The organism is Skermanella mucosa (assembly GCF_016765655.2).
Classification (GTDB): Bacteria; Pseudomonadota; Alphaproteobacteria; order Azospirillales; family Azospirillaceae; genus Skermanella; species Skermanella mucosa.
This window is the reverse complement of sequence record NZ_CP086108.1, coordinates 230214-246957: the sequence shown is the minus strand read 5'-3', so window position 1 is coordinate 246957 and position 16744 is coordinate 230214. Positions and strand designations below refer to the sequence as shown.

Here is a 16744-nt window from a genome sequence, read left to right as displayed (position 1 = left end):
CGGCTTCGGATTGGTTTTGATAGGTCAGGGGGCATAAGCGGCGGCCTGGACGAGCCTGACGTAGACGGTGCGAGGAATTTGGACGGTTTCGCCGGGATCCAGGGCTGTGACGAAATTCAGGTCGGTCCACAGGGCGATGCGTACGGCAGCCAGGGCGTCGGCGAAGGTCGGGGCGGTCTTGGGGTACCAGGCCGCCCGGCGCGGGGTCAGGTCGAGTTGGCCGGCGAAGGCCTGGACATGGAGCGCGACCAGCGAGTACAGGCCGAACAGCACCGGGGTGGTGCGGAACACCGCCTTGTCGGCGTGCTGGCGCTGGGTCTCGACGCCGAGGTGGGCGCGCGCCTCTTCATAGGTGAGTTCCATCAGCCAGCGCCTGGAGAACCAGCCGAGGATGACCAGCGGGTCGGCCGTCAAGTCGGTGCACGCCAACGCGTCGGGGTCGCGCTTGGACCCGGGATAGCGCACCAGGATCCAGCGGACCGCGACCGGCGGCTCCCCCGGGTGGTGCCACAGCGCGGTGCCGGAGATGAACTCCGCCTCCCGCGCGTGGCGACGCCCGGTGCGGACCAGCAGGGCGAAGCGCTGCCAGGGCTCGCCCGCGTCGTGCCGCCGCTTGGCCAGCTTGGTTTGGGCCTTGCCCTTGGTGGCGGGCCGACCGCCCCGGCCGGGCGGGCGCGGGGCCGGGAAGTCGAACAGCCGGGCGTCCAGGCGGAGCCGGGTCACCACGGTCATTGCGCGGCCCAACTCGCGCAGCAGGCCGACCGAGGCGAACTCGCCGTCCATCACCGCGACCATGGCGCGCCCCGGCAGCCAGCGCCGCACCAGGCGCAGCAGGCTGAGCGCCCACGCCGTGACCGGCCGGTATCGCCGGCCCTCGGCCTGGCAGAAGGCTTGGCTCGGCGCCAGCGCGCTGAGCATCGGCAGCGCCCAGACCTTGCGGGCGAACGGCACCTCGGCCAGCAGCATGGCCGAGACCCAGCGCAGGCCGCGGCTGGTGACCTTGCGCCCGCGCGAGGAGCGCACCGGGTCGTAGTAGTGTGCCGCCGGCCGGACCCGGGGACCGCGCCGGCGCTCCAGGGTGTGGTCGAGCCCGACCACCACCGGGCCGAGCGGGGCGAACACGCGCACCAGCGCCCGGGTGAGCCGCCGGGCCAGCGCCAGCCCGGACCACACGTCGCGGCTGAGCACCCGGTGGAAGGTGGCGAAATCGGCCCGTCCGGCCAGGCCGAGCGCGCGTAGCGCGCCGGCCACGGTGCGCGGGCCAAGCGCCAGCAGGGCGCCGACCGCCAGCGCGGCGGCCTGGGGCCGGCAGGTCGGCGAGAACACAGCGAGCGCCGGGGCGAGCCAGCGGCAGAACGCCTCGGGCAGCGGCGGGTCAGGGCGGTCCATGGTCCCCTCCGGGCGGTTGGAGTGTTGGACCCAACAGTCCCGCCCCGCGGAGATCGCCATGGCCGCCAAGACCGACCCCGTGCTCCAGCGCATCCACGCCCACCCCTGGCCGCAAGGTGGCGTCCGCGCCCGGCGCGCCGGTCACGGCTACTCGCTGGTCAGCACCCGCACCGGCGCGCCGGTCGCCCGCCTGTGCCCGACCGGCGAGGACGACGAGGTCGAGGTCCTCTGGTGGCGACGCGACGCCTGGGGACCCGCCGGTCCCTTCGGCGCCATCATGCCCCTTGATGACGCCCTCGACTTCATCGCCGAGGAACCCTTCTTCTGGATCAGGGCCTGATCAAAGTCCCATTTAGGATGGCCAAAGTCGAGGTCATCCTTGGTCATTCCGGCGTCATCCGCCCCGGCGGGAGCGGCGGCCGGCCCGGCGGCTGGAACCGCGGCGGGGAAGGTGCGCAGGAAGTCCAACTCCTCCTGCGGGTCGGCGGCGAGGCTTTCGAGATCGGCGTCGGGGTGGGCGGCGCCGTCGAGGCAGCCGTGATAGTGGTGGGCGATACGCTTGTCCTGGATCACGCCGCACAGCCTGAGGCGCAGTTCGACGGCGCGGAGCGCCAGGGCCGGGCGTTTGGATTCCAGCGCCATGTCGATGATGGCCGCGATCTGGCCTTCCGCCTCGTCGAGCCGGGACTGGTGCAGCTTGCAGCGCGATGCCCGGATGGCGTCGATGCGCAGGCGGATTTCCGGCTGGCGCATCAGGAAGGCGCCGCGCTGCTTCGCGCCGTTGGGCGAGTAACCGGCACGCCGCGCCGCCTCCGCCCCGCCGACGCCGGCGATGGACATGGCCTGGCAGAACTCCTCCTGACGCGGCGTGAGGCGGGACATGGAGGGGGACGGGGAGGCCGCTGCGGTCATCGGGGTGCGCCTTCGATTGCATAGGATCGATAACGGCTTTTTATCCTATGATCGGAAATTTTTCAAGCGCCCTGGTGGTGAGGCGGGTGCGGCGCCGATGGGTGGCAGTCGTCGCATGCCGGCCTCGGGCGCCGGCTCACGCCGAAAGCGTGGCGGAGCGCCGGTGCAGGGTGTCGGCGTTCGCCCTGACGGGCGAAGGCCGACCTAATGTTGAACGCCGGCTCCGGGGCGGAGGAGGTCGGGGAAAGCGTCTTCCGGTGCGCGGGCGTCCATCAGGCGGTCCATGTAGGCGTCGTGTTGATCCGGCGTCGCGGTATCGATCAACCGTTCCACATCCGCCGGCAGGACACCGAAGCGTCGGGTGAACTGGCGCTTGAGCAGGGCGGCCCTGCCCTTGGCCTCGCCCCTGACCTCGCCCTGGGCAATGCCTTTGGCCTCGCCCTCGGCGATGCCTTCGGCCTTGCCCTTGGCGATGAGTTCCTCTTCCCACTTCTTGATGCGTTCCGCCAGCATGCCCTGAACCTCCTCGATATCCATCGGCACCATCGTGGCCTGTGAGCCGCCGACCAGACCCGCGACCGCGTGCGCCACCAGATCGCCGAACGCCAGCCGCAGCGTCGCGTGGCCCGGATGGTCCTTGAACCAGGCCACCGCCTGGGCGACCAAGCCGGGCAGGTCCTCCGGCCGGTCGCAGATCTCGATCCGGAACAGCAGCGCCACCAGGCTGTCGTGCCGGGCGAGGTCCTCGGCGCGCAGCCGCTTCTCGTCGATCAGATGATAGCGGACCTGCGGCTGCCAAGGCCAGAGCGGCGAGTCCTCCGGCAGGGCCACGAGGTCGGTCGTGGCGGCGGGGCTGTTCCAGCGGGCCTCGCCGGCATAGAGCACGATCGGCAGCAGCGGCGGCAGCCGGCCGCCCGGCGCCAGGGCGCGCCCGTCGATGATCTGCTGCCAGAGCAGGCCGGAATAGACCTGCACCCGCACCGGCATGAACCGCTCCGGGGTCGCCTGGAACTCCAGCAGCAGGTAGATGTGGACCATCTCTCCCGCCAGGGTCGGCACGCGCCAGATCACGTCGCCCTCGCGCCGGTCGCCCCAGGCGGCGTGGAACTTGGCGTTGACCCGTTCCAGCCGGGTGAAGTCCAGCAGGGCGGCGATCCCGGCGGGCAGGAAGCCGCGCACGAGCTGCTCGATCATCACCGGGTCGGAGAACAGGCGGTGGTACAGGGAGTCGGAGGCTTGCATGGTCGCGGGCGCCGGTCGAGGGGTGTCGCGCGAACAACAGCATACTTTCGCAACCATCGGCAAGGGTCGGACGGCCGCCGCGACCTTCTGACCCGGCCGGGGTTTCGGACGGCATTCTCCTCCGGGTACGGTTCGCGCCCGAACCTTTCCGTCACGAGGCGTTCCAGGCGTTCGGCGGCCCTGCCGGTGCCCTCGGGGTGCATTCACGTGTCTTGGGTGCCGCCGGCCTTCGACAAGGTGTATGGTCGTCGCCGACCATGACAGCAGCCACCGGACCAGCTTTCGCCGAACAGTTCCAGCGCGCGGAAACGCCGTTGCGCCGGCTGCCGTCCCTGCTCGACGGGCGGGAGGGCGGCGTCGGCCGGACGGAGGTCGGGTCGGTCGCGGTCGTCTCGGCCACGCTGCCCCAGCGGCTCCGGGCCGTGCCGGTGCTCAAGCACTGCCTGGTGGCGGTGATCGACGGCGTCAAGCACATCAGGGATGACGGGGAGGGCGGGACCGCCGTCGCCCCGGCCGGTTGGTTCGTGGCCCTGCGGGCGGGGGAGAGACCCAACATCGCCAACCTGCCCGATCCCGGGACCGGCCTCTACCGCGCCGTCGCCCTGGTCTTCGACCGGGAGACGCTGGCCGTGCCGGCGCCGCCGCGCCTGGCGGGGCGCCGGCCCCCGCCGGGCCATGCGGTGCTGCCGGACGATCCGGCGCTCGCCGAGTCGTTCATCCACGCCGTCGCCGGCCTGGCGTCGCCGGCCCTGTCGGAAGACCTTGCCCGGCACCGGCTTGCGGAAGTGCTGCTGGCCCTGGCCGAGCGGGGCGTCGGCTGGTCGCCGGCCGATGCCGAGGGACCGATCCAGAAGGTGCGGCTGATGATCTCGGCCCGTCCGCAGTTCCCCTGGTCGGCGGCGGAAGCGGCGCGGCTGCTGGGGATCTCGGAGGCCACCCTGCGGCGGCGGCTGGCGGCGGAGGGTACCTGCTTCCGCGAGATCCTGGCGGAAAGCAGGCTGTCCCACGGGCTGGGGCTTCTTCAGACCACGCGGGCCGGCATCGCCGACGTGGCCCTCGCCTGCGGGTATGATTCGCCGTCCCGGTTCTCCAGCCGGTTCCGGGAACGGTTCGGCATGCCGCCGTCCGAAGTACGGGGCCGGGAAGGGTGAGCGAAGCGGGACAGGCTGTGAGCGGCAGCGGCGCGAAAGCCGGGGGCGGATCGGGGTAGCTTTCCGGCCATCCATCCATATGGGAGATAAAGCGCATGAAAGCCGCATTGCTGCCGCTGGCTCTCGCCGGCGCCTTGCTGGCCGGTCCCGCCCTCGCCGCGGAAGAGTTCCGCCTGTCCAGCCCCGACGTGGCGGAGGGCAAGACCCTCGCCGCCGCCCAGGTGCTGAACGGGTTCGGCTGCACCGGGGGCAACGTCTCGCCGGCGCTGTCGTGGACGGGAGCGCCCGCCGACACCCGCAGCTTCGCCGTGACCGTCTACGACCCCGACGCGCCGACCGGGAGCGGCTGGTGGCACTGGGTCGTGTTCAACCTGCCGCCGTCGGTGACGAGCCTGCCGGCCGGGGCCGGCGACTCCGCCAAGCGCCTGCTGCCGACGGGCGCCGTCGAGGGGCGCACCGATTTCGGCGGACCGGGCTTCGGCGGCGCGTGCCCGCCGGCGGGCGACAAGCCGCACCGCTACGTCTTCTCGGTCCACGCCCTGAAGGTGGACAGCCTGCCGCTCGACAGCCAGGCGTCGGGCGCGATGGTGGGTTTCTTCGTGAACGCCAACACGATCGCGAAGGCGTCGGTGACGGCGCTCTACGGGCGCTGACGCCGGCGGATGCCGTGAAGTCGTCCTACCGTCTGGACACGGATGGGGGGCTTCACGGCCTGTCTCGATTCCGTGCCATGCTTCGTCCGGCACGGTACTTGCCGGTCAACCATTGAGAACATTCCTGGCGACCGTTTTCTCCTTCGGTTCGTCATCCGCGGGCTTGACCCGCGGATCTCAAGGCACGGAGGCTTCGATGCTTCCCGCGAACGATGGCCGGATCAAGTCCGGCCATGACGAAAACGAAGTATTACTGCCTGTGATTAACCCTTTGGCAGGATAGGCAATCACCCTGCCGGACAGCCGTGGATCAAGTCCGGACATAACGAACAAAGGCTTAGCACTCTACCGGGAAGGCCCTGCCTGGTTGATGATTGAATTTCAGCCCGCCGCCGTGGCGATCAGGCCGTGCCGGCGGGCGAAGGCGAAGAGGCCGCCGGCTTCCAGGATGCCTTGGACCTCGCCCAGGGGCAGCAGGGCATGGCGGGTGCCGCGGGTCAGGTTCTCCACCTCGAGCTTCTCCAGGTCGATCGCCAGGCGGTCACCGGTCCTGGTCGCCTTGTTCAGCGCCTCCTCCGTCTCCAACGGGCTGAACCGGGCGCCGGCGACGACGTTGCGGTAGAAGATGCGGGCGTAGCTGTTGGCGATCACCGCCTCGACACCGGCGATCTCCAGGCAGGCCGGGGCGTGCTCGCGGCTCGACCCGCTACCGAAATTGTCGCCCGCGACGATGATCGTGTAGGGGCTCCGCCAGCCTTCCGGAACGAACGGGCCGTCGCACTGGTGGTCGGGAACGCCCGACAGGGCGAAGCGGCCGTACTGCTTGCGCTCCTCCGGGTCGGACAGGGAATAGACAAGGTGGTGGGCGGGGATGATCTGGTCGGTGTCGATGTCGTCACCGAGCACGTAGGCCAGCCCTTCGATGCGGGTCTTCATGCCGTCTGCTCCGCGCGCAGGTAGTTGATCAGGCCGCCGGCCTCCAGGATCCTGCCGGGCAGGCCGGCGAGGGGCTCGAAGCGGTAGGTCCTGCCGGCGTCCAGGTCCTCCAGCACGCCCTCCGCGAGGTCGAGCCGCAGCCGGCTGCCGTCGGCAATCTGCTCCGCTTCCGGAAGCACGATCACCGGCAGCGCGTTGTTGATCGCGTTGCGGGCGAAGATGCGGGCGTAGCCCAGCGCCACGATCGCGCCGACCCCCAGCGTCTTCAGGACGATGGGCGCCTGCTCGCGGCTGGAGCCGCAGCCGAAGTTGCGCCCGGCGACGACGATGTCGCCCGGACGGCATTCCTTGGCGAAGTCGCCGCGCTGGGTCTCCAGGCAGTGGGTCGCCATCTGGGCCAGCGATCCCAGCACCAGGTACTGGGACGGGATGATCTGGTCGGTGTCGATGTCGTGGCCGAGCTTCCAGCTCCGGCCGGCGATGGGGTCCGCAATGGTCTTGTCGGTCATCGGAGGAATTCCCTGGGATCGGTGATCTTGCCGGCGATGGCGGAGGCGGCGACGGTGGCGGGGCTGGACAGGTAGATGTTGCTGTCGGCGCTGCCGGCCCGGCCCTTGAAGTTGCGGTTTCCGCTGGAGATCATGGTCTGGCCGGCCGCCAGCACGCCCTGGCAGGCGCCCCAGCAGGCCGAGCAGCCGGGATGGTTGACGATCGCGCCGGCGCTCATGAAGGTGTCCAGCAGCCCTTCGCGCATGCCCTGGAGATAGACCGAGCGCGACGCCGGCGTGACCATGAAGCGGACGCCCTTGGCGACCTTGCGTCCGTCCATGACCTTGGCCGCCTCCCGCAGGTCCTCGATCCGGGCGTTGGTGCAGGCGCCGAGGAACGCCTGGTCGATCGCGACTCCGGCGGTCTCGCCGACATCGACGACATTGTCGACCGAGTGGGGGCGGGCCACCTGGGGCGTCAGGGAGCCGAGGTCGATCCGGTAGGTCTGCTCGTAAACGGCGTCCGGGTCGGAGAACAGGGTCGGGTCCGGCTCGGGTGCGGAGCCGCGAACCGCGCGGATATAGTCGTAGGTCGCGGCGTCCGGGGCGATCATGCTGGACTTGGCGCCGGTCTCGGTCGTCATGTTGCACAGCGTGAAGCGCTGCGGCACGGCGATGCCGTCCAGGCCTGGGCCGGTGAACTCCACCGCCTTGTAGGTCAGGCCGCTGACCGTCGTCCGCTTGACCAAGTTGAGGATCACGTCCTTGCTGTAGACCCCGGCGCCGAGGCTGCCGGTCAGCTCGACCTTGACCGAGTGGGGCACCTGGAGCCAGGTCTCGCCCCGGACCATCACGGCGACCACGTCGGTCGAGCCCATCCCGCAGGAGACCGCGCCGATCACGCCGTAGGAATTGGTGTGGCTGTCGGCGCCGACCACCAGCATGCCGGGCTCGACATGCTTCTCGACCATGACCTGGTGGCAGATGCCCTCGGTCTCGTAGAAATATGTCAGGCCGTAGCGCTCGGCGAACCGGCGGGACAGGTCGTGGACCTCGGCGGTCTGGGGCGAGTCGGCCGGCACCTGGTGGTCCATGATCAGGATCACCCGGTCGGGGTCGAACACCCGGGTCGCCTTGACCTTGTTCTCGAAGATGTCGACGTTGAGCCGCATGGTCGCGTCGTTGGCCATGCACAGGTCGACCTTGGCCGAGACGATCTGCCCCGGCTTGACATGGTCCAGCCCGGCGTGCCGCGCGATGATCTTCTCGGTGAGCGTCATGCCCATTGTGGAATCCTCCCGGTTCTTCAGTGCTTCAGGAATTCGCGCGGGTCGGTGATGCGGCCGGTCACGGCGCTGGCGGCGACCGTCAGCGGGCTGGCCAGGAAGACCTCGGCGCTGCGCGCGCCCATGCGGCCGGGGAAATTGCGGTTGGTGGTGGAGAGCACCTTCTGCGTGTCAAGCGCCCGGCCGAAGGTGTCGAGCGGTCCGCCGAGGCAGGCGCCGCAGGACGGCGGGCCGACCCGGCAGCCGGCCTCGGCGAAGATGTCGAGCAGCGGCCTTCCGTCCACCGCCTCGGTCGCCAGCGCGCGCTCGACGTCGGTCGTGGCTGGCACCACGAAGGTGTCGATCGCGACCTTGCGTCCCGCCAGGATGCGGGCGGCTGCGGTGAAATCCTCGATCTTGCCGCCGGTGCAGGAGCCGATGTAGCAGCGGTCGAGCGCGACGTCGCCGAGGTTGCGCGCCTCCTCGTAATTGTCCGGGCTGTGGGGCTTGGCGACGCCGGGGGCGAGGTCGGCGCTGACGTAGCGGCGGCGGCTGTGATAGTCGGCGTCGGGATCGGGCTCCAGGAACTCGCCCACGGCCTTGCCGCGCCCGCGCATATAGGCCTCGGTCACGGAATCGGCGGCGACGATGCCGTTCTTGCCGCCGGCCTCGATCACCATGTTGCAGAGCGTCATCCGCTCCTCCATGGAGAGCGAGGCGATGCCGTCGCCGCCGAACTCCATCGCGCGGTAGGCGGCGCCGTCGCAGCCGATGTCGCCGATGATCCGCAGGATCAGGTCCTTGGCCATCAGGTAGGGCGGCAGCGAGCCGTCGAAGTCGAACCGCATGGTCTCCGGCACCTTCAGCCACTGCCGGCCGGTGCCCAGCACGAAGGCGCCGTCGGTGTTGCCGATGCCGGTCGCGAACATGCCGAAGGCGCCGGCGGTGCAGGTGTGCGAGTCCGTGCCGAACAGGATGCCGCCGGGCCGGTTGAAGCCCTCCGACGCCAGGGTGACGTGGCAGACGCCCTTGTAGTCCGGGGTGCCCGGCTTGAAGAAGTGGGTGATGCCGTGCTTCTCGACGAAGCCGGCCAGCACGTCGATGTTGCGGCGCGCCAGCGGGTCTTCCGTGAAGATGTAGTGGTCGGGGATGACGACGACCTTGTCGCGGTCCCAGGCGGCCGCGTCGGCGCCGAACTCGCGCTCGAAGATCCGGAAGACCTCGGGTCCGAACACGTCATGGGTCATGAACAGGTCGGCCTGCACCCATATCGTCTCCCCCGGCCGCACCGACGCGCGGCCCGCGCCGCGCGCGAGGATCTTCTCCGTCAAAGTCTGTCCCATCGATCACCTCTTCTGCGGGTCCGGTCCCTCGGCCGGGGTGCTGCGCGCCGGCCTCTCCCGGCTCGGCCGTTCGGGATAGGCTCTATCGCATATAAATCGAATGAATCGCAAATTATTCCCGCAGTGGGCAAGTGCGGCGGTTGCGCACAATCTGGTGAGCGAACGGTCTGCGACAGAATCGCCTTTTCAGGAGGCACCGGATTATCTTCGATAGATATCGATCGGATCTGATGAGCTTGCGGTTGTTCCGGCGGCTTGCCCGCGACGGCCGGGACCGGGGGCGGCCATTATGTCGGTTTCGACATTTTCCTTGGAGTTTCAGCGAGTCGCAGCCCAGAAATATCCATACGGGTGTATTATCTGTAACTTTTTCTTGTTTTTAGGATACCAGCCCACCCACCTGCAACTGCAATAAAACTCTCTAAAATTTAGCTCTCTTTCTAGTTTGACTCATTCCTAAGATAAGTATAGAAACTTTCTCATCGGCCGAACGTAGTACGACGTTCGATAGAGTTTTTCCCGGCCGGATGCCTTCCGCATACCGGGCCCTGTACCGAAGGAGACATTGGCGAATGAGTTCCGACATCCTGACCAAGAAGAGCATCGGCACGGCGATGGCCGGGCGGATGATCGCGGCGGCGGAGGCCAAGGCAGTCGAGCTGGGCATTCCCATGGCGATCAGCATCGCCGACGAGAGCGGCGTGCAGAAGGCCTTCGTCCGCATGGACGGCGCGCCGCTGCTCGCGATCCAGGTCGCCGTCAACAAGGCCAAGACCGCCGCCGGCTTCGGCATCCCGACCCATGTCTGGCACGATTTCATCAAAGACGACGCGCCGCTGGCCCTGGGCGCCCCGCACATCGACGGCCTGGTCGTCTTCGGCGGCGGCTATCCGATCAAGGCCGGGGACGCCGTCATCGGAGCCATCGGCGTCAGCGGCGGCCACTACAGCGACGACATGAAGGTCGCCGAGGCGGCCCTGGCGGCCGTTTCCTGACCGCAATCCCCTGAACGGCGCCTCCTGACCGGCTCCCGCCGGCTGGCCGCCGATCCCGTCCAAGCGAAACAACACCGGCCTGTTTCCAAGGCCCTCCGCGGAGGGCGACGCTCCCGCTCGCCCTGAATTCCTTCCCCCGGCCCGGCATCAAGACCGGCCCGGACCATTTTGAAAGGTGTCTCCGATGTCGCTCACCAAGGAAGCTCTCGACCAGGACGTCATGAAGCAGGAGCTGAAGCAGTTCCTGGTGGACCAGCTGTTCGTGGACATGCCCGTCGATACCATCCGGACCGACATGGGGCTGGCCAGCGAGATCGGCGTCGACAGCCTGGGCTTCACCGAGCTGATGGCCCACCTGGAGGACAAGTACGGCGTCAGCATCAGCCAGGACGAATTCGTCCCGGAGAATTTCCGCAGCCTCGACACCGTCGTCGCCCTGGTCCTGTCCAAGCTGGGCTGACCACCATGACCGGCTCGGAAATCATCGCGGAGGCAGCCCCTCCGGCACGGGTCCGTCTGGCGGTAGCGGACGTGCTCTACAGCCACCGGGTGTGCCCGGCCGAGGTGGACGGCTTCAACGTCGTCCATTTCTCGAACTACCTGCGCTGGGTGAGCGCCGCCCTGATGGAGCTGTTCGAGAAGGCCGGCCTGGGGCCGGGCCGCTTCTGCGACGGCACCGTCGAGATCCGGGTCGGCCGCGCCCAGATGGCCTACGTCTCGTCGGCCCGGCTGGGCGACCCGATCGAGGCGTCGATCCGGTCGGTGGAGTTCGACCGGTCCAGCATGATCCTGGGCTGCGCCGTGCAGGCCAACGGTCGCGTCCTGTCGCGCGGGCGGCTGACCATCGCCTTCGTCCTGTCGGCCACCGGCGCCCTGACGCCTGTTCCGGACGAGGTGCGCGCGGCGCTGGCGCGGGGGAGGGCGGCATGACCTGCCAACCCGTCGTCACCGGCGCCGGCCTGGTCACCTGCCTCGGCAGGGACCAGGACGCGGTCTGGTCGCGGCTGATGGCCGGGGAATCCGGCGTGGCCCCGATCGAGGCGTTCGATACCGCCCAGTGCCTGAACGGCTCCGGCGGCGAGATCAAGGACGGGCTGCCGTCCGACGGCGGCGCCCGCATGGCGGCGCTGCTGGAGGGCGCCCTGCGCGCGGCCCTGGCCGACGCCGACCTGGCGATCGGCGACCTGGCGGGCCGCCGGGCGGCCCTGGTCGTCGGATCGAGCTTCGGCAACATCTTCCAGACCGAGAACGGCCCGGTCGAGCTGGACCACTATATAAGGCCGCTGCTCGGCGGGCTGGGGCTGGACCTTCCGGTGATCAGCGTGTCGTCGGCCTGCTCGTCCGGCAGCGACGCCATCGCGACCGGCGCCGACCTGATCGATTTCGCCGGTTTCGACGTCGTGCTGTGCGGCGGGGTCGACGTGCTGGACATCTACAAGATGGTCGGCCATTCCGCGCTCGGCACGCTGTCGCCGCCCCGCTGCACGCCGTTCTCGGCGGACGGCGACGGCACCGCCCTGGGCGAGGGCGCCGCCCTGCTGGTGCTGGAGGCGCCGGCCGACGCGGCGCGCCGCGGCGCCCGCGTGCGCTCGGTCCTGACCGGCCGCGCCTCGACCACCGACACCAATACCCTGACCTCGCCCGACCTGACCGGCGCGGGGGCCATGCGGGCGATCGACAACGCCCTGGCCCAGGACGGCGGTACGGCCGCCGACATCGCCTATGTCAACGCCCATGGTTCCGGCACCCCGGTGAACGACGCCATGGAGGCGCAGGTCTATGCCGGGATGTTCGGGAAGCACCGGCCGGCGATCTCCTCCACCAAGGCGGCGTTCGGCCACACGCTGGGCGCCACCGGCGCGATCGAGGCGGGCATCGCGATCCTGGCTCTGGAACGCGGCGAGGCGCCGCCGACCTCCGGCCTCGCCGCCGTCCACGAGGACTGGCGCCGCGCCGCCGTCGTGCTGCCGGGCGACCGGGCGCCGCTGCCGCCCGGCCGGGCGGCCCTGAGCGTCACCTACGGGTTCGGCGGAGCCAACGTGGCGCTGCTGTTCCGCCGGCCGGAGGCGTCGCCGTCATGACCCGCCCCGTCCCGCGCAAGACCATCGCCGTCACCGGGGCGAGCGGCTTCGTCGGAAGCGCGCTGGTCTCCTCCTTCCTGCTGGGCGACGAGCCGCTCCGCATCCTGTCGCTGGCCCACGACGATCCCGACGGCAGCCGGGTCCGCCAGGCGGTTTCCAAAGCGCTGGCCGGCTTCAACGGCTCCCCCCGCCTTGTCGAGGCGATCGAGCCGGTCGCGATCGACTTGACGCGGGCCGAGGCCGCCTCGGAGATCCTCGCCGGCGTCGAGGCCGACGAGCTGTGGCATGTCGCGGCCCACATGAGCTACGACCCGCTGCGGATCGCGGAGGCCTTCGCCTTCAACGCGGTCGGCACGACGCGGCTGATGCGCGCGACGGGCCGGATCGGACGCTTCTATTTCGTCTCGACCACCGGCGTCGCCGGCCCGGGCGACCGCGATTCCGCGGGCTGCCTGGTCCCGGAACGGCCGCTGGAGGATTTCGAGGCGATCAATCCCTACACCGTGTCGAAGACCATGGCGGAATACATGCTGTGGCACGTCTCCTCCGAGACGGGGATCCCGCTGACCGTGCTGCGGCTCGGCTCGGTGATCGGGCACAGCGTCACCGGCTGGGTCAACGACACCCGCTACGGCTATTACTCCTATCTCCAGGCGTTCAAGCGGTTCCTCGGCCGCGAGCCGGTGTTCCACGTGGACATTGATCCGGAACGCACCTTCCCGGTGATCCATATCGACCACATGGGCGACCTGTGCGCCAGGCTCCGCCGCCGCGCGGCACCCGGGGACCGCGAGGTCTTCCACATCTGCGATACCGGCCTGATGACCGTGGCCGAGCATTTCCGGACCTTCGAGGAGGTCACCGGCGGACGCATGCGCATCGCCTACGGACCGGGCGAGAAAAGCTTCAACCAGGTCTTCAACAAGGTGAACGCCGACAACAACCGCTTCATGGGCACCCGGCACAGCTTCGACATGCGCCGGCTGGCGGAGGCGGTCGGCGATCTCCCGAAGCTCGAAAGGAGCGGCCTGGAGGCCGTGATCACCGCCTATGTCAAATCCTGACATTCCCCTGGCCGACACCGCGCCGGGCGTCGTTCCGCGCGACTGGCCGATCGACCGGGTGGTCGAGCGCGAGCCGGGCCGGAAATGCGTCGCGCAGAAGTACCTGTCGTTCAGCGACCCGATCTTCACCGAGCATTTCCCCGGCATGCCGATTTATCCCGGATCGATGGTGCTGAACAGCGTGTTCGCGACCGGCCGGGCGATGATGGAGGGCGGCCCCGCGGCCTGGCGGGTGGCGGGCGTCAAGCGCGCCAGCTTCCGCCGGCCCAGCCTGCCCGGCCGGATCCTGACGATCACGGCGACCATCGCGCCGGACGGCGTTCCCGCCGGCGCGCCGGCGGAGGTCCGCTACACCGTCGGCGATGGCGAGGGCACGCCGCTCGGCAACGGCTCGATCCTGCTGGCGCAGGTGGCGCCATGACCGCGCAGGCCGTCAACCCCGAGAGCATGCCGGCGCGGCTCGCGATCGTGACCGGCGGCAGCCGCGGCATCGGGCGGGTGCTCGTCAAGTCGCTGGTCGAGGCCGGCTACGACGTGCGCTTCACCTTCCGGACCAGCGAGGCGGAGGCCCGCTCCCTGGAGGAGGAACTGCCGGGCCGCTGCCGGGGCTCCGGCGTAGACGGCACCGACGCCTCCGCCGTCTCGGCCTTCGTCGGCTCGGTCCAGGCGGAGGGGCCGGTGTCGCTGCTGGTCAACAATGCCGGCATCACGCGGGACAACCTGGTGGACCGCGTCGGCGCCGACGAGGTCAGCTCGGTGATCGACAACAACCTGTGCGCCACCGTGCATTTCTGCCGGGCGGTGCTGCCGCAGATGCGGCGCGTCCGCTACGGCGACATCGTCAACATATCCTCGCTGGCCAGCGGCAACGTCCGTCCGGGCAACGCGATGTACGGCGCCTCCAAGGCCGCGGTCGAGCGCTTCGGCCAGTCGCTGGCGGTGGAATGCGCCCGCTCGAACATCGCGGTCAACACCGTGGCGCCGGGCTTCGTGGAGACCGAGCTGACCGCCGGGTTCCTGGACGGGCCGGCGCGCCGCGACCTGCTGTCGCGCATCCCGCTGCGCCGGCTGACCACGGCCGCGGAGGTCGCGGACGCCGTTCTGATGCTGGCCGCGCGGCGCCCGCTGCTGATCGGCGTCACCCTGCCGGTCGGCGGCGGCGCGCACATCGTCTGCTGAGGCAAACCATCCGGGACGGAATTCAAGATACGGGCTTGATACAGGAAAGAACGAGAAAATGACTGGAATGATGGCCGGCAAGGCCGGGCTGATCGTCGGGGTCGCGAACCAGCGGTCGATCGCCTGGGGCATCGCTCAGACCTTGCGGAACCAGGGGGCCACGATCGGCCTCACCTATGCGAACGCCCAGATCGAGAAGCAGCTGAGGGGACTGGCGCCGCGCCTGGGCGTCGAGTTCCTGGCGCCGTGCGACGTGCGCGACGACGGCCAGGTCAAGGCCGCCTGCGACGCCTTCGCCGAGCGCCATGGCGGGATCGACTTCATCGTCCACGCCGTGGCCTTCGCCCCCGGCGACGAGCTGGCCAACGGTTTCATCAACACCAGCCGGGCCGCCTTCGAGCTGACCATGGACGTCAGCGCCTATTCGCTGGTCTCGCTGTGCCGCCACGCCCGGCCACACTTCAAGCCGGGCGCCAGCGTGCTGTCGCTGTCCTACCTGGGGTCGGAGCGGGTCTGCGTCGGCTACAACCTGATGGGCGTCGCCAAGGCCGCGCTGGAATCGGCCGCCCGCTACCTGGCCGCCGACCTGGGCGCCGACGGCATCCGGGTCAACGTGATCTCGGCCGGACCGGTGCGCACCCTGGCCGCGCTGGGATTGCCCAACTTCCGCGAGATGCTGGAGAAGCGGGCCAGCCAGTCGCCGCTGCCCTACAACGTCTCGCTGGAGGACATCGGCAATTCGGCCCTGTTCCTGCTGAGCGACATGTCGCGCTCGACCACCGGGTCGGTCGTGTGGGTCGATGCCGGCTACAACATCATGGGCTCCTGGAGCGAGGCCGACGCCCGGGCGGGTGCGGCATGACGCGCTTCCTGGACCTGTGCGGCGAGCAGCGGGCGGAGGACGGCGTGTTCACCGCGCCGTTCCGGCCGGAGAGCTACGCCGTCCTGCACGATCCCGGCTTCGCCGGCCCCGGCATCGCGCCGTACCTGGTGGTCGAGGCCATGGCCCAGCACGCCTGCCGCGCCAGCTCGGCCGTCCTGTTCGACGGCCGGCGCACGGTCCCGGCCCAGATCTCCGACCTCGGCCTGGCGCCGGTCCCGGAGGGGCGCCGGTATCGGCTGGTCGCCACGGTCGGCGGCCGGGGGCAGTTCGGTTCCGTCCGGTGCGAGCTGGTCGATCCCGACGGCGCCGTGGTGGCGTCCGGGCATTTCACCACCTCGGCCATCGAGCAGCGGGCAGGCACCCCGGAAAAGGCGGAGGAGGCGGCATGATCGCGACCCTCGGAGTGGCGGGAGCCCTGACCGGAACGCTGCACGGGTTCGGCCCGGACGGGCTGGCCGCCATGGCGGCGGGCGGAGCCCTGGACCGGTCGGTCCTGCGCCCGCCCGCGCTGAAGGGGAAGGTACTGGAGATCGATCCGGCGACCGCCCTGTCCGCCGCGGCCTGCGCCCGGCTGCGGCCCTGCCTGGACGGCGTTTCCAACCTGCGGATCGGCATCGTGATCGCGAGCCGGATCGGCAACTACCAGATCCTCAACAGCTTCTCGGGCAAGGTCCGCCGCGGCAGCCGCTCGCCGGTGCAGTTCTCCGGCTCCGGCTACAATGTCTGCGCCGGCGTCGCCGCGATGGCTGCCGGCGTCAACGGCCCCTCCCTGGCCCTGGCGGGGAGATCGGCCAACCTGGGCGACGCCCTGGGGATCGCCGCCTTCGACATGATGCGGGGAGACGCCGACGCCATGATCATCGGCGCCGTCGCGGTCGAGGAAAGCGGCAAGGGTGGGGCAGGCGCCTTCCTGGCGGTGACCGCCCGGCCGATGGCGGGACGCCCGGCGCTCCGCCTCGGCGCCGCCCTGGAGAGCGAGCCGGCGCCGCTCCCGCTGCCGGGCTCCGCCGCCGCGCTGCTGCTGGCCCGGCTTCCGGAGCTGGCGCTTCCCTTCGCCCTGGCATCGGCGCTGGAGGACGGCGCGTCCCCGCGCCCGGCGCGGTTCGATTTTCCCGACGCCGCCGCGGTCCGGCGCGTCGACCTGACACAGGCATGACGGAGTG

General features: G+C 70.1%; 19 protein-coding genes. 12 read left to right on the top strand and 7 right to left on the bottom strand.

All coding sequences use genetic code 11. From position 1 onward, the window contains the following. Positions 1 to 24 precede the first annotated feature (24 nt). From JL100_RS34090 to JL100_RS34080, 3 genes are all read right to left on the bottom strand, one after another. Positions 25 to 1389 carry an IS701 family transposase gene (locus tag JL100_RS34090; RefSeq protein ID WP_228420846.1) on the bottom strand — a complete coding sequence of 455 codons (1365 nt, stop codon included), beginning with the start codon at positions 1387 to 1389 and terminating at the stop codon, positions 25 to 27. A 147-nt stretch (positions 1390 to 1536) separates the two neighbouring features. Further along, the gene (locus tag JL100_RS34085; RefSeq protein ID WP_228421704.1) at positions 1537 to 2301 is read right to left on the bottom strand and encodes a terminase small subunit; all 765 of its coding nucleotides are present in this window, start codon (positions 2299 to 2301) and stop codon (positions 1537 to 1539) included. Between the two features lie 204 nt (positions 2302 to 2505). Continuing rightward, a complete protein-coding gene (locus JL100_RS34080) occupies positions 2506 to 3543 on the bottom strand; it encodes an Rpn family recombination-promoting nuclease/putative transposase (protein WP_202683068.1) in 1038 nt (345 codons plus the stop codon). 257 nt (positions 3544 to 3800) lie between these two features. Between JL100_RS34080 and JL100_RS34075 the strand changes: the two genes are divergently transcribed. Beyond that, complete coding sequence (locus JL100_RS34075; RefSeq protein ID WP_202683067.1) at positions 3801 to 4694, top strand: helix-turn-helix transcriptional regulator; 894 nt, start codon at positions 3801 to 3803, stop codon at positions 4692 to 4694. 95 nt (positions 4695 to 4789) lie between these two features. Then, complete coding sequence (locus tag JL100_RS34070) at positions 4790 to 5347, top strand: YbhB/YbcL family Raf kinase inhibitor-like protein (protein WP_202683066.1); 558 nt, start codon at positions 4790 to 4792, stop codon at positions 5345 to 5347. 381 nt (positions 5348 to 5728) lie between these two features. Here JL100_RS34070 and JL100_RS34065 read toward each other — a convergent pair whose 3' ends face one another. The 4 genes from JL100_RS34065 to JL100_RS34050 are packed head-to-tail and all read right to left on the bottom strand — an operon-like array spanning position 5729 to position 9379. After that, positions 5729 to 6283, bottom strand: coding sequence for a hypothetical protein (locus JL100_RS34065; protein WP_202683065.1), 555 nt, complete (start codon positions 6281 to 6283; stop codon positions 5729 to 5731). Further along, entirely contained in the window at positions 6280 to 6792 is a 513-nt protein-coding gene (locus JL100_RS34060) for a LeuD/DmdB family oxidoreductase small subunit (RefSeq protein WP_202683064.1), read from the bottom strand. Before JL100_RS34060 ends, JL100_RS34065 begins: the two co-directional genes overlap by 4 nt. Next, positions 6789 to 8057 (bottom strand): 3-isopropylmalate dehydratase large subunit, encoded by a 1269-nt coding sequence (locus tag JL100_RS34055; RefSeq protein WP_202683063.1) that lies wholly within the window; start codon positions 8055 to 8057, stop codon positions 6789 to 6791. The genes JL100_RS34060 and JL100_RS34055 overlap by 4 nt, the downstream gene beginning before the upstream one ends. A 20-nt stretch (positions 8058 to 8077) precedes the next feature. Next, positions 8078 to 9379: a 3-isopropylmalate dehydratase large subunit gene (locus JL100_RS34050; protein ID WP_202683062.1), complete on the bottom strand. Its 1302-nt coding sequence runs from the start codon at positions 9377 to 9379 to the stop codon at positions 8078 to 8080. Positions 9380 to 9951: 572 nt separating this feature from the next. On the opposite strand from JL100_RS34050, the gene JL100_RS34045 reads away from it, so the two are divergent. The 10 genes from JL100_RS34045 to JL100_RS34000 all read left to right on the top strand — a co-directional run bounded on the left by JL100_RS34045 (position 9952) and on the right by JL100_RS34000 (position 16737). Continuing rightward, a complete protein-coding gene (locus tag JL100_RS34045) occupies positions 9952 to 10374 on the top strand; it encodes a GlcG/HbpS family heme-binding protein (protein ID WP_202683061.1) in 423 nt (140 codons plus the stop codon). A gap of 184 nt (positions 10375 to 10558) precedes the next feature. After that, positions 10559 to 10834, top strand: coding sequence for an acyl carrier protein (locus tag JL100_RS34040; protein ID WP_202683060.1), 276 nt, complete (start codon positions 10559 to 10561; stop codon positions 10832 to 10834). A 5-nt stretch (positions 10835 to 10839) separates the two neighbouring features. Beyond that, the gene (locus JL100_RS34035) at positions 10840 to 11304 is read left to right on the top strand and encodes an acyl-CoA thioesterase (RefSeq protein WP_201083049.1); all 465 of its coding nucleotides are present in this window, start codon (positions 10840 to 10842) and stop codon (positions 11302 to 11304) included. Next, the gene (locus JL100_RS34030; protein ID WP_202683059.1) at positions 11301 to 12455 is read left to right on the top strand and encodes a beta-ketoacyl synthase N-terminal-like domain-containing protein; all 1155 of its coding nucleotides are present in this window, start codon (positions 11301 to 11303) and stop codon (positions 12453 to 12455) included. The genes JL100_RS34035 and JL100_RS34030 overlap by 4 nt, the downstream gene beginning before the upstream one ends. Beyond that, positions 12452 to 13519: an NAD-dependent epimerase/dehydratase family protein gene (locus tag JL100_RS34025; protein ID WP_202683058.1), complete on the top strand. Its 1068-nt coding sequence runs from the start codon at positions 12452 to 12454 to the stop codon at positions 13517 to 13519. The genes JL100_RS34030 and JL100_RS34025 overlap by 4 nt, the downstream gene beginning before the upstream one ends. Continuing rightward, on the top strand, positions 13506 to 13940 hold the full coding sequence (locus JL100_RS34020) for a hotdog family protein (protein WP_202683057.1): 435 nt from the start codon (positions 13506 to 13508) through the stop codon (positions 13938 to 13940). The genes JL100_RS34025 and JL100_RS34020 overlap by 14 nt, the downstream gene beginning before the upstream one ends. Continuing rightward, a complete protein-coding gene (locus tag JL100_RS34015; RefSeq protein ID WP_202683056.1) occupies positions 13937 to 14698 on the top strand; it encodes an SDR family NAD(P)-dependent oxidoreductase in 762 nt (253 codons plus the stop codon). The genes JL100_RS34020 and JL100_RS34015 overlap by 4 nt, the downstream gene beginning before the upstream one ends. Before the next feature lie 58 nt (positions 14699 to 14756). After that, positions 14757 to 15560 carry an enoyl-ACP reductase FabI gene (locus tag JL100_RS34010; RefSeq protein WP_228421702.1) on the top strand — a complete coding sequence of 268 codons (804 nt, stop codon included), beginning with the start codon at positions 14757 to 14759 and terminating at the stop codon, positions 15558 to 15560. Continuing rightward, positions 15557 to 15970, top strand: coding sequence for a hypothetical protein (locus JL100_RS34005; protein ID WP_202683055.1), 414 nt, complete (start codon positions 15557 to 15559; stop codon positions 15968 to 15970). The genes JL100_RS34010 and JL100_RS34005 overlap by 4 nt, the downstream gene beginning before the upstream one ends. Next, entirely contained in the window at positions 15967 to 16737 is a 771-nt protein-coding gene (locus JL100_RS34000; protein ID WP_202683054.1) for a beta-ketoacyl synthase N-terminal-like domain-containing protein, read from the top strand. The genes JL100_RS34005 and JL100_RS34000 overlap by 4 nt, the downstream gene beginning before the upstream one ends. Positions 16738 to 16744: the final 7 nt, after the last annotated feature.

Bases quoted from the DNA above. Each gene is read 5' to 3' on its own strand.
- JL100_RS34090 (WP_228420846.1), bottom strand. From the start codon at position 1,389: ATGGACCGCCCTGACCCGCCGCTGCCCGAGGCGTTCTGCCGCTGGCTC.
- JL100_RS34085 (WP_228421704.1), bottom strand. From the start codon at position 2,301: ATGACCGCAGCGGCCTCCCCGTCCCCCTCCATGTCCCGCCTCACGCCG.
- JL100_RS34080 (WP_202683068.1), bottom strand. From the start codon at position 3,543: ATGCAAGCCTCCGACTCCCTGTACCACCGCCTGTTCTCCGACCCGGTG.
- JL100_RS34075 (WP_202683067.1), top strand. From the start codon at position 3,801: ATGACAGCAGCCACCGGACCAGCTTTCGCCGAACAGTTCCAGCGCGCG.
- JL100_RS34070 (WP_202683066.1), top strand. From the start codon at position 4,790: ATGAAAGCCGCATTGCTGCCGCTGGCTCTCGCCGGCGCCTTGCTGGCC.
- JL100_RS34065 (WP_202683065.1), bottom strand. From the start codon at position 6,283: ATGAAGACCCGCATCGAAGGGCTGGCCTACGTGCTCGGTGACGACATC.
- JL100_RS34060 (WP_202683064.1), bottom strand. From the start codon at position 6,792: ATGACCGACAAGACCATTGCGGACCCCATCGCCGGCCGGAGCTGGAAG.
- JL100_RS34055 (WP_202683063.1), bottom strand. From the start codon at position 8,057: ATGGGCATGACGCTCACCGAGAAGATCATCGCGCGGCACGCCGGGCTG.
- JL100_RS34050 (WP_202683062.1), bottom strand. From the start codon at position 9,379: ATGGGACAGACTTTGACGGAGAAGATCCTCGCGCGCGGCGCGGGCCGC.
- JL100_RS34045 (WP_202683061.1), top strand. From the start codon at position 9,952: ATGAGTTCCGACATCCTGACCAAGAAGAGCATCGGCACGGCGATGGCC.
- JL100_RS34040 (WP_202683060.1), top strand. From the start codon at position 10,559: ATGTCGCTCACCAAGGAAGCTCTCGACCAGGACGTCATGAAGCAGGAG.
- JL100_RS34035 (WP_201083049.1), top strand. From the start codon at position 10,840: ATGACCGGCTCGGAAATCATCGCGGAGGCAGCCCCTCCGGCACGGGTC.
- JL100_RS34030 (WP_202683059.1), top strand. From the start codon at position 11,301: ATGACCTGCCAACCCGTCGTCACCGGCGCCGGCCTGGTCACCTGCCTC.
- JL100_RS34025 (WP_202683058.1), top strand. From the start codon at position 12,452: ATGACCCGCCCCGTCCCGCGCAAGACCATCGCCGTCACCGGGGCGAGC.
- JL100_RS34020 (WP_202683057.1), top strand. From the start codon at position 13,506: ATGTCAAATCCTGACATTCCCCTGGCCGACACCGCGCCGGGCGTCGTT.
- JL100_RS34015 (WP_202683056.1), top strand. From the start codon at position 13,937: ATGACCGCGCAGGCCGTCAACCCCGAGAGCATGCCGGCGCGGCTCGCG.
- JL100_RS34010 (WP_228421702.1), top strand. From the start codon at position 14,757: ATGACTGGAATGATGGCCGGCAAGGCCGGGCTGATCGTCGGGGTCGCG.
- JL100_RS34005 (WP_202683055.1), top strand. From the start codon at position 15,557: ATGACGCGCTTCCTGGACCTGTGCGGCGAGCAGCGGGCGGAGGACGGC.
- JL100_RS34000 (WP_202683054.1), top strand. From the start codon at position 15,967: ATGATCGCGACCCTCGGAGTGGCGGGAGCCCTGACCGGAACGCTGCAC.